The sequence below is a fragment of the Commensalibacter papalotli (ex Botero et al. 2024) genome, from assembly GCF_947179115.1.
Lineage (GTDB): Bacteria > Pseudomonadota > Alphaproteobacteria > Acetobacterales > Acetobacteraceae > Commensalibacter > Commensalibacter papalotli.
In genome coordinates, this window is the sequence record NZ_CAMXCI010000006.1 from 40218 (window position 1) to 56369 (window position 16152).

The following is a 16152-nucleotide window of genomic DNA, read 5'->3' on the forward strand; positions in this document are numbered from 1 at the left end:
CTAAATCTCACTTTGCATATCAATGGCATGACATGGACATTGCTCATAACAAGCAGCACAACCCGTACATTTGTCTAAATCAACACTATACCCAAGACCTACCCCTAATTTCTTAATGGCGCCTTCAGGACAAGCAGCATAGCAATTGTCACATTCATAACAATTCCCACAGGAGAGACATCGTTTTGCTTCATATTGAGCTTGTTGTTCGGTTAATCCTTCAATAATCTCATTAAAATTATCTCGATTAGATAAAGACAGTTCTTCTTGTTCTGATTTGGTTGCGTCTGAATAAATTGGCAGATTCATTCCTTGATAGTGAATAACTCTATGCTTGGCAGCAGGCTGGTACAATGTATCTCTTAACCACGCATTAACATAGTGTGCTGCTTTTTTACCGTGTCCGACTGCGGTGGTAACCGTTCTGTCGGCTGGCACCATATCACCACCTGCGAAAATGCCCGCATGTCCTGTTTGCATATGTGTATCTACAATAACCGTACCATCTTTTTTAAACTCAATGCCGTCTACACTGCGTAAAAAATCAGTCTCGGTCGTTTGTCCAACAGCAAGTATTAAAGAATCAGCAGATAAAGTTTCAAATTCGCCTGTTGGCACAGGTTTGCCTTCATCATTTAACACTACTTTTTCAATGGTAATATTGGTACCATCCATGTTTTTAATGGTAGATAACCATTTAATTTTCACACCCTCTTCTAATGCTTCTTCAACTTCGAATTGGTGTGCCGGCATGTGGTTTTGATCACGACGATAAACGATGATGGCGTCATCAGCACCCAGCCTTTTTGCTGTTCTTGCAGAATCCATTGCCGTATTACCACCACCATAGATGACTACTTTACGTCCTAATAATGGCTTCTCACCGATACCAGCTTTTTTTAATACATCAACAGCATCTAGTATTTTTGCTGAATCACGAGCGGGAATATTAATATTACTGCCTGCTTGAGCACCGATTGCTAAATAAACCGCATCAAAATTTCCAGCTTTTTGATCATTTAATACATCAGTTATTTTATGATTAAGATTAATTTTGATACCAAGAGTAATCAACCGATCAACTTCTTTTTGTAGGATATCACGTGGTAGACGATACGCAGGAATACCAAAATGAAGCATTCCTCCAGATACAGGGCCAGCTTCAAAAATCTCGACAGTATGTCCAAGCATTGCAAGGTGGTACGCAGCGGAAAGGCCACTTGGTCCAGCACCAATAACCATAACGCGCTTTCCTGAATTTGGTATATTTTTTTGGAATTGCCAATTTTCCTCTAGGGCTTTGTCCCCTAAAAAGCGCTCAACAGCATGGATACTGACTGAACTGTTCAGCTCTACTCTGTTACAAGCCGTTTCACAAGGATGATAACAAACGCGTCCATGAATAGCTGGGAAAGGGTTGTTTTTTGTTAACTCAAGCCATGCCTCGTAATAATCTCCAGCTTGTGCATGTGCTAACCAGGATTGAATATTTTCACCTGCTGGACAGGCTTCATTACAAGGTGGCAGTAAATCTACATAAATGGGATGGCTTTTACGTTCAGAACCTGTTGTTTGTGGGCGCATTAAATCCACAATCCCACTCATATCATGTTGGTTTTTATTCATATTTCTTTGAACTCCAGATTTGTGGCAAGGTGATACCTCATCACACAAATGATTATTTATTAATTCATTAAGTTTGAATTTTTTTATTTATATTAGCCTCTCAGTATCCATAAAAATTAGATTTTGTTTGGATGTGCTGAATATTAATAATCTAGAAACAGCGGGCCTATAAATTTTGATGAAGACAGAAAAATTACAGTCTCACTATGTCAAGATAAATGATGCACTTGACTAGGATCTATATTGCTTAAATTAACTGTATATTACAAACAATATTTAAGGTTTTTGTTAAATATATTGCTTTAAATTATAATGAAATTAATCTATTATAGTCAGAAATTGCACATCATAGTATCGTTGCAAAATGAGACAAAAAGTTACTTTAAAATATAATACAACACCATTTCTTCTATAGAGTTGTTGGGTTTACATAGTAACTTTTTATTATCATAATCAGCGGTCACTTTATCATTTAAATAATTTGAATTTATGTAGATATAAATTGGTTTTTATGAAGTGGGCTCTATGGTAGGAACTTGTTTATTAATAACCTTGTTCACATCAACATCACCACCTGTTAAGGTGAAAATAGAGATAACTGAAAAACTAAAGGCGATAATACCCAAAATAATATAGGTATCTTGAAATCCTATTGTTTCATATAGGTTTCCAGTTAAATATGACATTAACATAATTGCAATTTGTTTAAAAAAACAAAAGCATACAAGATAAATAGTTGCTGATAATCTAATTTCAAAAACAGTAGTAATATATTTAAAACACCCGACAATTAAAAATGGAACTTCAAACATATGGAGTGTTTTCAAAATAATAACTTCAATAACAGAAGTAGCAAAAGCTGATCCTAAAATCCGCACAGACATAATGAAACCCGCAATTAATAGTCCATTTTTAGGCCCGATACGATTAATAATTAAAGGAGTAAAAAACATCACTAGCGCATTTAATAATTCTCCTAGCGTGGTAACATATCCAAAAGCTCTTGTTCCCTGAGCTTCTGATGTAAAAAAGGATACAAAAAAATTGGCGAATTGTTGATCAAAGACATCATAGGTACAAGAAACACCGATAACAAATAAACTTAGGAACCAAAGTCTAGGATTTTTAAATAATTGTAATACCAAATGAATATCAAAAGGTTTTTCTTGAACTTCAGGTGTAATTTTCTCCTCTTGAGTATTTTTATTTTCTGGGTTGGACAAATATAACAAGATTGCTAAGCAGATTGCAAAAACAGATCCCATCCAAAAAACAAACTCATTATTAATGGTCATCATATAACCAACAACAGAGGCGCATATTGCCCAACCAACACATCCAAACATTCTGGCTCTGCCAAATTCAAAATGATTATGACGACTGACTTTTTCTATATATGCTTCAATCGTAGGTGCACCACCATTATAAATAAAGCCCAAGTAAAACCCACCAACCACAGAAGCAATATAAATATTGACTTTTAGCAAAGGTCCAAGAACGAATATAAAAAATGGGCCAAACAAAACCAACATCCCAACAATAACCCATAAGAGATGCTTTTTTGTTCCAAATTTATCTGATAACAGTCCAAAAATTGGTTGGAAAACCAATGCAAAAAAAGAAATGCTGGCAAACATAATTCCCATATTAGATTTGGAGACATGATGAATTTCACCAAGCCAAATTGGGAAAAAAGGGAAATATGCACCTATAATAAAGAAATATAGAAAAAAGAAAGATCCAAAAATCCAAAAATTTTGATTTTTAAGATAATACATGATGGATTTCCCCTTTGCCTTTTATGAGCGAGACCAGCAGATTTGATAATGGTAATGATTATCTGAAAGTAAATATTCAGAGTGTACACTTGGGCTCCATGAATCATCACCACCAACGCCCATATGTTGTGCATCTAGGATCAGCAATATTCCCTTTTCTTTTTTCAACAAGTGACGATGTGACGTATCCATCAATTGTTTTTGACTATATTGACTGATACCAAAATGGAATAATCCAGATAATCGATGATCTTCAATTTCCAGAGTTCGCGTATCACAACGCAATCCGTTTTCAGATGGGAAAATATAAGGAGTATATAATTCTTCGATACAAGCTTGCCATAGGCTTACTTGAGCAGCCGTTTTTCTATCAGGGTAATTTTCAAAAGGGCCCTTACCAAACCAAGTCACATTTTTAGGATCTGCATTCAAACAACACGTTAATCCTATACGAGCAGGTTGAGGATGACCTTTGGCAATTTCAACATGCACTTGCACTTTCATTTGATTATCATGACTAAGGAAAAACTCTTTTTCACTAATAAACAAACACTGGCCATTTCCTTGATAATAATGTTTTGTTCTTACGAATACGCCATCATTCAAAACATCAACTTTATAATCAATTAAAGTTGATTCTAAATGATAATATCCGCTATGGCTCCATCGCTCTATCCAAGCATTAGGATCAATACGATCAACTTCACTTACCCCAATATCATTATCTATGGGTGCTCTGGTAAAGTTGTCTTGTAAAGGAGAAAGGAGTGCTGGGGCATTATTTTTATTCCACTGAACCAGTAGTCCTGTTTGAGTGTCAAATTGCCATACAGACTGATCAATTTTTATAGAAAGCAGGTTTTCTTTCTCAGTAATTGCAGCTAGACAACTTGTTTTATCAAAAGATTGATAGTCTAATGTTTGTGCAATTAACCATTGATCCCATGCTGTTTTGTGATTTGCATCAGACCAAATAGTAGGTTCAGGTTGCACGATTTCAACATTAAACCATAACTCTCCAACACCTATATATTCTGGAATTTCAGTAATTTCGATAAGTTGGTCTTTTTGGGCTGTAATATTTAATAGACATTGGCCTTGAGCAACTTTTCTTCCATTCCATTCAAAAGACCATTTTAATAACTCATTATCTGTATGTCTAAATAAGTAATCACTGGTAATTTTTAATGTTAATGGATTTTTACTTACGAGTTCAAATTTGAAAAATTGTTGTGCATGTTGGGCTTCATATAGGGTCGGATGAGGGGTGCGATCTGGAAAGACTAATCCATCCAAACAGAATTGACGATCATTGGGTTTATCTCCAAAATCTCCACCATAAGCATAGAAAGAAACGCCATTTTCTTCTTTCGTAATACCTTGATCAACCCAATCCCATATAAATCCACCTTGCAGTCTGGGATATTGATGAAACGCTTGCCAATACTCATCGAAGCTTCCAAGACTATTTCCCATTGCATGCGCATACTCACATAAAATTAATGGTCTATTTTCATCAGGCATGCTGATCCAATTTTTAATAGCAAATTTAGGCACCGCTGGAAAGTTTTGATCTTGATCAACCCGAGCATACATTGGACATACAATATCAGTGGCAGGACTATTAGCCCCACCCCCTTCATATTGAACAGGTCTTGATGGATCTGTTTTCTTTACCCATTGATACATCGCATCATGGTTATGCCCATAACCAGATTCATTGCCCAGCGACCAAATGATAATAGATGGGTGATTACGATGATGAGGGACTAAACGTGTAATTCTTGCCATCATGGCATTTAGCCAAACAGGATCATTACTTAACCTGTTCATCGGGGTCATCCCGTGTGTTTCTATATTGGCTTCATCAACAACATATAATCCATATTGATCACATAATTTATACCATAATAAATTGTTCGGATAATGAGAGCATCGTACTGCATTAAAATTATGCTGTTTCATTAAAAGAATATCTTGCAGCATCGTTGCTTTATCCATGACTTGACCATGTTCGGGATGGTGTTCATGGCGATTAGTGCCACGGATTAATAAGGGTTGGCCATTTAATTTTAATAAGCCATTCTCTATAGTTATTTCCCTAAAACCAACGTTACAAGCCTCACATTCTATTAGATTATCTTGAGTATCAAGTAAACTTAGCACTAAACGATATAAATGTGGTTCTTCTGCACTCCATAGAAATGGAGTATTTACAGATAACTCTAAGTCAACCTTATCATGATAGTTACCACGTTCATCAACAATATCAGTGCCAATTTCTTTTACTTCAGAACAAATATGGTCTTTACCATACCATAAATCAGCTTGAATTTTTAAGTGATCATAGCGAGCTTGATCGCTTTGAACAGTAACTTCTATGGAAAGTTTTCCATAATCGTAATGACCCTGCAAAGAAGGCGTTACCGCGAAGTCAGAGATATAATCTTTTGGCTTATAGTGTAAATTAACATCACGGAAAATACCGCTCATACGCCACATATCTTGGTCTTCTAGATACGTGCCATCAGACCAGCGTAAAACCATAACCGCTATTCGGTTAACACCAGCATGTAAATAATTAGTTAAATTAAATTCTGCTGGTAAGCGACTATCCTGAGAATATCCAACCCATTGTCCATTACACCACAAATAAAAAGCGGAATTAACACCGTCAAATATAATGTGGCAATTTTTGTCAGTTAGTTTTTCTTTATCCACATTAATTGTGAGCGAGTAACAACCTGTGGGGTTATGTTTTGGTACAAAAGGTGGATTCACAGGAATAGGATATGTTACATTCGTATAGATAGGCGCATCATAACCATATATTTGCCAATTAGATGGGACAGGAATTGTTTTGTGATCTTCCAGGTCATCCTGCACCCATTGTTCTGGCACCTCTTCGGGAGCAGTAAAATAATTAAAATTCCATGATCCATTTAAACATTGAATAGATTGTGGTTTTATATCCTGGTATGCATCTTGTTTATTTGACCATTGATACAAAGGAGCATGCGATGGCAGCCTTTTAAACTCTATTATTGAAGGGTTTTCCCAATCTCTTCTTGCTAGGATTTGTGACAAAGTTAACGCTTTAAAAGAATCTGATTGAGGCATCACTCATAACTCCTAAATATAAATGTTATTCGTTCACATTTATATTTAGAGTAATAAACACCACCACTTGTAAAATCATATAAAAGTGAGGTGTGGATATTTTCTTATTTTACCTAAGATCTTGCTGATAAATAATCTGCAATCACATATAATTGCTTAGCAAACTCTTTATCATTTGTTGAATTTAATGAATTGGCAGAAGTGCTTGTCTCTCTTTTAACTAAACTTGTCGGTAACACAAGAGATGAAATATTACTCTCGGGAGCGTTCATTTTATGTAATAATTTCTCGACAGCTTGTTTACCCAACTCCTTAAAATCTTGAGCAATAGTCGTTAACGGAGGATAAAAAAATGCGCTATCCTCTGTATCATCATATCCAATCACTGATATTTGTTCTGGGATTTGAATTCTCAGCTCATGTAAGGCACGTAATCCCCCCAATGCCATTTGATCATTAGCAAAACAAATCGCGGTTGGGTGTTGATGAGAATAGCATAATGCTTTTGTCAAGGCATATCCCGAAGCAGAGCTCCAATCGCCTTCTTGAATACTTATTGGGGATATACGATGCTTTTGTAAGGCTTTAATCCACCCATCAAAACGTAACCGAGCAGATACAGAACTTTGAGGCCCTGTAATTAACGCAATTGACGTATGTCCGAACTCAATCAGATGTGTAATGCCTTGTTGTCCTCCCTCTCTTGAATCTGTCATTACAGAAAGGCAGGATTCTTTGGGGTCTACATCCATAAATAAAACAGGAATATTTCGACATAAATGCTGAATTTGAATTATTTGTTGCGAATTGCTGGGGATGTTGACAATAATTCCATCGACGCGTTGTTCTAATAATTCGTTGATAACATGGTCTATTATATTCAAAGATTGATTTTTGGCCATTGCAATAACAACACTATATTTTAATTCTTCCGCATGCACCTTAACAGAAGCTGCAATTTGAGAAGGCGCGTGCAATGAAATATCTGTGGTTGCTAAACCAATCGTACTGCTTTTCTTGCCAGCCAATTGTTGGGCTACACGATTAGGCGTATAATTCAATGATTTCATCGCAGTGAAAACTGCTTCTTTTGTTTTTATAGAAACGCAAACAGAGCCGTTGATCACACGCGAAACTGTTTGATAAGACACCCCAGCCAATGCAGCAACATCTTTTAATGTTGGCTGTTTATTAAGCATAAAATATCAGCTTTCATTGTTAAATTGATATATCAGATATAAACATCAACTTGGTACGTTAGTATATTTTGCTTACAAAGTATAAAGTTTTTTATAATGCACATTTACCGATTTTAATCGTGTGATCGACTTTACATCCCATGAAATATTCAGGTTGATACGTTTCTTCGTTTATTCTGTTTTCCAGTTGAACAAATCCGTGTTTTTGATAAAATTTAACAGCAGCCTTATTCTCGGTATAAACATTTAAAAATAATTCAGAGCGAACCTGTTTGGCTCTTTCAATGAGGCTAGAGCCTAATCCTTTGCGTTGATATTGTGTTTTGATAAAAAGACCAGAAATATAATTATCTGTTAATCCAATAAATCCCTTTATTCCGTGAATATCTTGTACATAGACTTCTGATGATGGAAGGATCATTCTGACTAAGTCAGTATTGTTTTTAAAAAAAGATGGATCAATAAAAGGGTGAGCGAATAGATTTTGATTGAGCCAAATAGCCATCACTTGATCTAAATCATTACTTTGAAATTCTCTGATCATTGATCCCTCTATAATTTTAAAGAACTATTTAAATAAAACAGCCCCCGCTGTACGATTGGTTGCTGTATCCACAAGGATAGCAGCCCCAACGTCTTTGGCTTCATTATATGGTAAAATAGGAATGTGTTGTTGTAATACCAAAGAAACTTCTCCAATGCTGTTTTTATCCAGATTTTCGGCAGGTTCAGTTTCCAAAGTATGAATATTTAAATGATGTTCAATTGCTGATACTTTTGTTTTAATCCAACGGTGTCCGTGCTTTAACCAATAAGCACGCCCTACAACCAAAGGCTCATCATCTAACCATGCCAAGGTTGCTTTGGCTTCTTTTTGTGAAGTTGATGATTCAGCTGCAATTAACCAATCCCCACGGGAAACATCAATCTCTTGATCTAAGATTAAACCGACAGATTGACCTGTAGCAGCTTCATGAAGTTCTTCTTGTAGTGCGTTGGCAAAGATCTTGCTGATTTTGGCTTTTGCACCAGAAGGCTGAACGGTCAAATGATCTCCAACCGTGACAGTGCCCGCAGCAACTCTACCCCAGAAAATACGACGACCATGTTGGGTTGATGAACCATCATGAGCTTCTTGTAATTTTTGCACGAACTGAACAGGGAAATGAAATGCTTGTGTGTTATACGCAACGTGAGAAGGGAGTGCTGTTAAGGCTTCTAATAGGCTAGGTCCTTGATAGACTTTTTCACATAAAATATTGCCATGTTTATCGGCATTACGAGTGGTAATATTTAACCCTTTTAATGCAGAAATAGGAATAATATCCGTAATGGTTACATTGGCTTGTTGGGTGAATTTTTCCAAAGCACGTTTGACATTAATAAATGCTGTATCAGGGTCCTTGATCGCGTCTAATTTATTAATGGCAAACAAAATAGAAGGCACTTTTAATAAGTTAGCCAATAAGGTATGACGACGTGTTTGAGGTAATAACTCAACCACTTTGTCTTCCCAATTGATTTTGGTTACATCAACCAAGATCACCGCAGCATCGCTGCTGCTGGCGGCGGTAATCATGTTGCGCGTATATTGCTCATGGCCAGGCGCATCGGCAATAATAAATTTACGTTCTGGCGTGGTGAAATAACGATAGGCAACATCAATGGTAATACCTTGTTCACGTTCAGCCTGTAATCCATCGGTTAATTTGGCTAGATCATAAGATTCATCATCAGCAAGTTTATGTTGAATGCCAGAAAGCTGATCCGCAAGAATGGCTTTACTGTCCAGCAATAAACGCCCAATTAAGGTGCTTTTCCCATCATCGACGCTGCCAGCGGTTAAGAATTTAAGCGTATGTTTGTTTTGTAAAGATGACATAAAATCGTTTCCTCAAGAGTTAAAATGATGACAGCGTAAACTTAGAAATAACCTTCAAGTTTACGTTTCTCCATAGATGCTTCAGAGGTTTGATCATCCATACGGGTGGCTCCTCGCTCACTGATAGTTACAGCAGCCGTTTCCTTGACAATGTCACTGGCATTGGCAGCATCACTTTCAATAGGGCAAGTACAAGTCATATCCCCAACAGTGCGGAAACGCACAGTTTTGGTTTCAATGGTTTCCCCTTCTTGCACAGGGGTAACATCGGTTACTGGCACTAATAATCCTTTACGGGGGATCACTTGGCGCTGATGAGCGTAATATAGGTTAGGAAGCGGGATTTTTTCTTGTTCAATATATTTCCACACATCAAATTCTGTCCAATTAGAGATTGGGAAGACACGGAAATTTTCGTCAGGTAAAATGCGAGTATTAAATATATTCCATAACTCAGGACGTTGTGCTTTGGGTTGCCATTGACCAAAAGAATCACGATGAGAGAAAATGCGTTCTTTGGCACGGGCCTTTTCTTCATCGCGTCTTGCACCACCTAGCAGCGCATCAAAACGAAATTCTTCAATTGCTTCTAGTAGTGTCACAGATTGGTGTGGATTACGGCTTTCCAAAGGGTGACTTAATCGAACAGTGCCACGTTTCATGGAATCTTCAACATTACGAACGATTAATTTTGCATTAAGCTCTTTGGCTCTGCGATCACGAAATTCAACAACTTCAGGGAAATTGTGTCCAGTATCAATCATCAATAAAGGGAAGGGGAATTGTCCTTGCCCAAACGCTTTTTCTGCCAAACGTAACATGACGCAAGAATCTTTTCCCCCAGAAAAAAGAAGTGCAGGGCGTTCAAAAGAGCCAGCCACTTCTCTCATGATAAAGATAGATTCTTCTTCTAAATCAGAAAGAGGAGTATATAAATTGGGTGAATGAGAAGTCATAAAATTTCCCTTAAGTCTTAAATCAAATCGTTATTATTTTGAAGGTCTGTTTGATAGAGAAGATGCATCATGAACATGTAATCCACATTCTTTTGCGCCATCTTGTTCCCACCACCAACGTCCAGCACGGAAATCTTCACCTAAAGCAATCGCACGGGTGCAAGGTTCACATCCAATGCTAACATAAAATTGGTCATGCAAGGGATTATAAGGTACGTTATTTTCTTTGACATAATGCCAGATATCCCCAATCGTCCAATCTAATAAAGGATTAATTTTTACCTTTGGCTGTGTTGCATCGCTTGGGTTTTCTTGTTCAACTATTTGTAAGTTGGCTCTAAAGTTAGATTGTTCTCTACGTAGGCCTGTAATCCAAGCTTCATGTCCCTTAAGCATTACTTTTAAAGGGACTAGCTTACGAATATGGCAACATTCTTTGCGCAGCTCAACTGATTCGAAAATCCCATTTTCGCCATTTTTTTTGACATATTCAGCAACTTGATCTTCATCAGGATAATAAGTTTTTATTTCCAGATTATAATGAGTTTTTGCTTGATCTTTAAGATCCAAGGTTTGCTGATGTAATTTTTTCGTATCCAACATTGCAATAGAAATAGGTAGGCCTAAACGGTGAATAAAGTCCGTAATGACCATATCTTCGACCCCAAGGCTGGTGGCTTGAACGATTTGGCCATACTCTGCCACCGCGTTTTTAAGGATTTCTTGAGTTTCAAGCAGTTTACGTTCATAAAATTCACTGGGTTTTTTAGAGTATAGTTCTATCGGAGTCATTATGTGTGAGCTTTGCTGAAAAAAGAAAATACGAAGCGATGTAAAACAAAAAATCCTTTTGTATAATTAGAACCTATCTTTTAACAAAAAAATTATAAAAAGGGTAGGTAGTGAACAAATGTTAATTTATTATACTTTATTTATATGTATTTAATTGTTTTTCTAAAATAAATCAACAAAAATATCATTTTTTATAGGATTTTAATATATATAACTTAATATAATAGTGATTTATTTTATATGAGATTATCATCAAGAATTTTAAATTTCAAAGTCCATAATTGGCCTGAAATAAACTTTATCTCCTTTGTTTAAGTTATTTAAATCACGGGTAGTATTAGGAACTTGGGCTTCAATAGGATAATCACTGTCTTTGGGTTTTAAAACGATTTTTGTTACTGCACCAAGAGGGCGAATATCGATTGCTTCAGCCTCAAAATATCCTATTTTTTCGGTATGAATGCTGAGGATAATTTCATGAGGTCTGAACGTGAAATTTTGTTCACCAACTGAAAAGTGATTTGTTTCCCCAAGGAAATGATAAACGAAATCATTTTTGGGTGTGTCTAATATCTCTTTGGGTGATCCAATTTGCTCAATAACCCCTTTGTTCATAATCACAACGCGATCCGCAATTTCCATTGCTTCTTCTTGGTCATGGGTAACGAAAACGCTGGTCAGTTGTATTTCATGGTGTAAATTAGATAACCATTGTCTTAGCTCTCTTCGGACTTTAGTATCTAAAGCCGAGAAAGGTTCGTCCAACAGTAATACGCTGGGATCAATCGCCAAGGCACGTGCCAATGCAACACGTTGTTTTTGACCGCCTGATAATTCCTCTGGATATCGATTGGCTAAATTACCTAGTTGCACCATTTCTAATAGATGTTCAGCTTTTGCTAAAATATTGGATGCAGAAGGCCTTTCTTTTTTTGGTTTTACACGTAATCCAAACGAAATATTTTCTAAAACAGTCATATGCTGAAACAGAGCAAAATGTTGAAACATATACCCAATGCGACGTTCACGAATATCTTTTTTTGAAATATCTTGGTCGTTAAAAAAGATTTGACCAGAGCTTGGTTGTTCCAATCCTGCGATAATACGTAAGAGGCTTGTTTTTCCACAGCCTGAAGGGCCAAGAAGGGCGATTAATTCACCTTTACGAATATCTAGATTGATATTTTGTAAGACATGAAATTGATTAAAATATTTATTTAATTCTTTAATACGGATATTCATTTTATTGTCCTGCCTCTGAATGAGCATTCGTAATTCTGCGTTCACACCATTGTCTTATAAACAAGATAATCATGGCCATTATTAACAATATAATAGAGATACTGAAGGCAGCAGTTGCATTATATTCGTTATATAAAATTTCTATTTGTAAAGGCAGGGTGTTGGTTAGCCCTTCAATATGACCAGAGATAATGGATACCGCTCCGAATTCTCCCATGGCTCTGGCAGTACACATCACCACGCCATGTAATAGAGCCCAACGGATATTTGGAAACGTGACATGCCAGAAAATCTGCCATCCATTCGCTCCTAATAACCGAGCAGCTTCTTCTTCGGTATTGCCTTGTTCTTGCATCAAAGAAATTAATGAACGAGCAACAAAAGGAAACGTTACAAAAATAGTAGCAAGCACAATGCCTGGAACAGCATAGATCACTTGTAAATTATACTCCATTAAAAAAGGGTATAAAATGCTTTGTGAACCATAAAGTAGGGTATAAATTAATCCGACAATAATGGGGGATATGGAAAATGGCAGGTCGATTAAAGTCGTCAGTAAGTTCTTGCCAACAAAATCATATTTTGTGATACACCACGCAGCCATTACCCCGAAAATAACATTTAAAATGACAGAAAGTAGCGTGGCAAATAATGTTAATTTTAATGCTGATAACGCAACTGGGTTGGCAAAAGTATGCCAAAAAAACCCAAGCCCTTTTGAAAGCCCCTCAATCAAAATAACGGATAAAGGTGCCAGGAAAATAACACCAAATACAATCCATGTCATCATTAAAAGTACTGATCTTTTGAGGTTACTTTGTTTATAGATTACTGGCGTCATGATGATTTCTTTTTAGAAAAACGGGGGATAGATAAATGCGTAATGAACCAAATCAAGCGATGTGGTTTAATCCAACGTTGAATGATATTGATGGCAAATAATAAAGCAAAAGAAATCAGCAACATCAACAAACTGATAACCGTAGCGCCTGTATAATCAAATTGATCAAGCTTAGAGACAATTAAAATGGGTAAAATTTCGGTTTTATAAGGGATATTTGCTGCAATAAAAACAACAGATCCATACTCGCCTAAACTACGTGCCATTGCCAAGGAAAACCCCGTTAACCATGCAGGGAATAACATTGGAAAAATAATATATAAAAAGCTTTGTAAGGGTGTTGCCCCTAATGTCTTTGCAGCTTCTTCGACAGAATAAGGAATATCCTTGATAATCGGTTCAAGCGTTCTGATAGTAAAAGGAATAGTGACAAATACCATTGCAATTATAATGCCAAGGGGGGTGTAGGCAACTTTAAAAGGTAAAAGAGAGCCAAGTAATCCATTGGGTGCATATAAAGTTGTCAAAGCAATACCTGCAATCGCTGTGGGTAAAGCCAAGGGAAGATCAACCATTGAATCAATGATTTTTTTTCCTGTAAAAGAATAACGTGTCAACATCCATGCTAAAAATACACCAAGAATTGAAGCCAATAAAGAGGCATAAAAAGAGGTATATAAAGATAATTTTAAAGCACTTTGTAATTGTTTATTGCCGAGAATAGTCATAAGCTGGTCAAAGTGAATATGACTGGCATATAAAAAGAGTGCAGCCAAAGGGAGTAAAACAATTAAGGAAAGCCAAGATAACGTATATCCTAAACTTAGCCAGAATCCTGGAATGACTGAATATTTAGAAGAAAACATTAAACTTCCTTAATTAAAAAAATTAGCGATTAATTTCACTCATAATTCTGTCAAATATTTTATTATCCTTAAAAAATTTGTTATTTATTTCTTTCCATCCTTTAAATACTTTGTCAATAGGTATTAATTTTAAGGTGTGAAATTTATCTTTGTATTCTTCTGCTATTTTTGGGTTACTGGGACGATAATAATATTGTGCCGCCAGAGTTTGTCCCACGTCACTATAGAGGTAATTTAAATACCCTTCTGCTACAACACGCGTGCCTTTTCTATCAACAACAGAATCTACGACGGCTACTGGTGGTTCTGCTAGAATAGAAACAGAAGGAGTAATAAGCTCAAACTCTCCAGGTTTTGATTCGTTCAAAGCCATATAAGCTTCGTTTTCCCAAGAAATTAAAACATCACCTAATCCTCTTTGAATAAAGCTGAGGCTGGATGATCGAGCGCCTGTATCTAAAATAGGGGCATGTTGATAAAGTTGTTTGACAAAATCATATGCTTTTGCTTCAGAACCATATTTTTCCAAAGCATATGCCCAAGCAGCCAAGAAATTCCAACGTGCAACACCAGATGTTTTGGGATTGGGGGTCAGTATTTGCACCCCAGGTTTAATTAAATCGCCCCAATCATGAATATTTTTTGGGTTTCCTTTGCGTACCAAGAATACAATAGTCGAGTAATAGGGGCTACTATGATAAGGCAATTTGCTTTGCCATTTAGGATCAATAAGCTGTTTATATTTATTGAGTGCGTCTATGTCGCCCGATAAAGCAAGGGTAACGACGTCCCCTTGCATACCATCGATGACGGATCGTGCTTGTTTCCCAGATGGACCATGAGATTCATAAACAACTACATGATCCCCTGTTTTTTCTTTCCAATATTGTGCAAAGGCTTGATTATAGGCGTGATAAAATGCCCGTGTTGGATCATACGATACATTTAATAATGTCACCGTTTTAGCAATGCTGGTTTGGAGATATAGAGGAGCGATCAGTAAAATAGCAGCTAAAATTTTCCAAATTTTTGGTTGGTACGGTTTCATTATATGGACATTCTAATGATAAAAGAAGAAAATATAGTTCAAGGTATATAGGATATAGTAATTTTATCAAAATTTAAAGTGTTTTATTTAAAATACTATTTTTTATAGTTGTTATTTTTTTAAATAATGAGTTTGGAGAATCAACGTTTGCAGCGATTTCCTCTATAAAGAGTAAAGAAATAGAATTTAAAAAAGAAAAAAGAAAAAAGAAAAAAGGAACAATTAACAGGGGAAGTGAATCGAACCTTTTCAACTTTTATGAAAACGGCATGCAAGCGATTACAAGAAGTGGCCAAAATTGATACGATCAAAGCCTTAGATCAAATCTCGATTTGGTTTGAGGAGGCAGCTCACGATGGTGAGGCAGTGTTAAAAGCCATTGAAACAGGATGGGGTAAGGAATATCCCATTGGGTATATTTCCAAAGTGATTTCCAACGTTTCACATAGGTTAGTAACGTCAGAACGGTGGGTGATTGATGGTGGAAAACATGATGATGATCCTGCTTTTCGAATGCTTTCAAGGGATGAACAACTTGCGTTATTAATTTTGGAAAAACAACAAAATATTCCAAAATGGCTAATCAAACATACCGAGAATTATCAACCTTCAGTATTTAAATACTTGATTGCCAAAGGTTTGATTCCTCAGAGGGTTGGTGCGTGATGATAAGCAGTATAAACATGATGAATCTGGCTGGTTATCTAGGCAATGATCCAGAGATTAAAACAACTCAATCAGGCAAAGAAACAGCCAGTTTTTCCTTGGCAACTAAACAGAAATGGAAAGATCAAGAACGAAC

Annotated in this window: 14 protein-coding genes; 2 read left to right on the top strand and 12 right to left on the bottom strand. The window is 36.4% G+C overall.

Annotation, left to right across the window (positions count from 1 at the left end):
• The 12 genes from QMN76_RS09980 to QMN76_RS10035 form a co-directional block, all read right to left on the bottom strand.
• Nucleotides 1–1674 (bottom strand): NAD(P)-binding protein, encoded by a 1674-nt coding sequence (locus tag QMN76_RS09980; RefSeq protein WP_408869469.1) that lies wholly within the window; start codon nt 1672–1674, stop codon nt 1–3.
• 461 nt (nt 1675–2135) lie between these two features.
• Nucleotides 2136–3404, bottom strand: a complete 1269-nt coding sequence (locus QMN76_RS09985) for an MFS transporter (RefSeq protein WP_282024321.1) — start codon at nt 3402–3404, stop codon at nt 2136–2138.
• Between the two features lie 21 nt (nt 3405–3425).
• A complete protein-coding gene (locus QMN76_RS09990; RefSeq protein ID WP_282024397.1) occupies nt 3426–6524 on the bottom strand; it encodes a beta-galactosidase in 3099 nt (1032 codons plus the stop codon).
• Between the two features lie 113 nt (nt 6525–6637).
• Nucleotides 6638–7723, bottom strand: a complete 1086-nt coding sequence (locus QMN76_RS09995) for a LacI family DNA-binding transcriptional regulator (RefSeq protein ID WP_282024323.1) — start codon at nt 7721–7723, stop codon at nt 6638–6640.
• A 91-nt stretch (nt 7724–7814) separates the two neighbouring features.
• Nucleotides 7815–8267: a GNAT family N-acetyltransferase gene (locus tag QMN76_RS10000; RefSeq protein WP_282024324.1), complete on the bottom strand. Its 453-nt coding sequence runs from the start codon at nt 8265–8267 to the stop codon at nt 7815–7817.
• A 24-nt stretch (nt 8268–8291) separates the two neighbouring features.
• On the bottom strand, nt 8292–9605 hold the full coding sequence (locus tag QMN76_RS10005) for a sulfate adenylyltransferase subunit 1 (protein ID WP_282024326.1): 1314 nt from the start codon (nt 9603–9605) through the stop codon (nt 8292–8294).
• Between the two features lie 41 nt (nt 9606–9646).
• On the bottom strand, nt 9647–10561 hold the full coding sequence (gene cysD / locus QMN76_RS10010; protein ID WP_034340065.1) for a sulfate adenylyltransferase subunit CysD: 915 nt from the start codon (nt 10559–10561) through the stop codon (nt 9647–9649).
• Nucleotides 10562–10594: 33 nt separating this feature from the next.
• Nucleotides 10595–11353: a phosphoadenylyl-sulfate reductase gene (locus QMN76_RS10015; protein WP_282024329.1), complete on the bottom strand. Its 759-nt coding sequence runs from the start codon at nt 11351–11353 to the stop codon at nt 10595–10597.
• A gap of 261 nt (nt 11354–11614) precedes the next feature.
• Nucleotides 11615–12595 carry a sulfate/molybdate ABC transporter ATP-binding protein gene (locus tag QMN76_RS10020; RefSeq protein ID WP_034340071.1) on the bottom strand — a complete coding sequence of 327 codons (981 nt, stop codon included), beginning with the start codon at nt 12593–12595 and terminating at the stop codon, nt 11615–11617.
• 1 nt (nt 12596) lies between these two features.
• The gene (cysW, locus tag QMN76_RS10025) at nt 12597–13436 is read right to left on the bottom strand and encodes a sulfate ABC transporter permease subunit CysW (protein WP_034340074.1); all 840 of its coding nucleotides are present in this window, start codon (nt 13434–13436) and stop codon (nt 12597–12599) included.
• Nucleotides 13433–14302 carry a sulfate ABC transporter permease subunit CysT gene (gene cysT / locus QMN76_RS10030; protein WP_034340077.1) on the bottom strand — a complete coding sequence of 290 codons (870 nt, stop codon included), beginning with the start codon at nt 14300–14302 and terminating at the stop codon, nt 13433–13435. Before cysT ends, cysW begins: the two co-directional genes overlap by 4 nt.
• A 22-nt stretch (nt 14303–14324) precedes the next feature.
• A complete protein-coding gene (locus QMN76_RS10035) occupies nt 14325–15350 on the bottom strand; it encodes a sulfate ABC transporter substrate-binding protein (protein WP_282024331.1) in 1026 nt (341 codons plus the stop codon).
• 234 nt (nt 15351–15584) lie between these two features.
• Here QMN76_RS10035 and QMN76_RS10040 point away from each other — a divergent pair, with 234 nt between their 5' ends.
• Both QMN76_RS10040 and QMN76_RS11035 read left to right on the top strand, forming a co-directional pair.
• A complete protein-coding gene (locus QMN76_RS10040; RefSeq protein ID WP_282024332.1) occupies nt 15585–16016 on the top strand; it encodes a hypothetical protein in 432 nt (143 codons plus the stop codon).
• A gap of 20 nt (nt 16017–16036) precedes the next feature.
• Nucleotides 16037–16152 (top strand): single-stranded DNA-binding protein (locus tag QMN76_RS11035; protein WP_408869470.1); only part of this gene is annotated, 116 nt, incomplete at its 3' end.

Bases quoted from the DNA above. Each gene is read 5' to 3' on its own strand.
- cysD (WP_034340065.1), bottom strand. From the start codon at position 10,561: ATGACTTCTCATTCACCCAATTTATATACTCCTCTTTCTGATTTAGAA.
- QMN76_RS10005 (WP_282024326.1), bottom strand. From the start codon at position 9,605: ATGTCATCTTTACAAAACAAACATACGCTTAAATTCTTAACCGCTGGC.
- QMN76_RS10020 (WP_034340071.1), bottom strand. From the start codon at position 12,595: ATGAATATCCGTATTAAAGAATTAAATAAATATTTTAATCAATTTCAT.
- QMN76_RS09985 (WP_282024321.1), bottom strand. From the start codon at position 3,404: ATGTATTATCTTAAAAATCAAAATTTTTGGATTTTTGGATCTTTCTTT.
- QMN76_RS09990 (WP_282024397.1), bottom strand. From the start codon at position 6,524: ATGCCTCAATCAGATTCTTTTAAAGCGTTAACTTTGTCACAAATCCTA.
- QMN76_RS09995 (WP_282024323.1), bottom strand. From the start codon at position 7,723: ATGCTTAATAAACAGCCAACATTAAAAGATGTTGCTGCATTGGCTGGG.
- QMN76_RS10015 (WP_282024329.1), bottom strand. From the start codon at position 11,353: ATGACTCCGATAGAACTATACTCTAAAAAACCCAGTGAATTTTATGAA.
- cysT (WP_034340077.1), bottom strand. From the start codon at position 14,302: ATGTTTTCTTCTAAATATTCAGTCATTCCAGGATTCTGGCTAAGTTTA.
- QMN76_RS10035 (WP_282024331.1), bottom strand. From the start codon at position 15,350: ATGAAACCGTACCAACCAAAAATTTGGAAAATTTTAGCTGCTATTTTA.
- QMN76_RS10000 (WP_282024324.1), bottom strand. From the start codon at position 8,267: ATGATCAGAGAATTTCAAAGTAATGATTTAGATCAAGTGATGGCTATT.
- cysW (WP_034340074.1), bottom strand. From the start codon at position 13,436: ATGACGCCAGTAATCTATAAACAAAGTAACCTCAAAAGATCAGTACTT.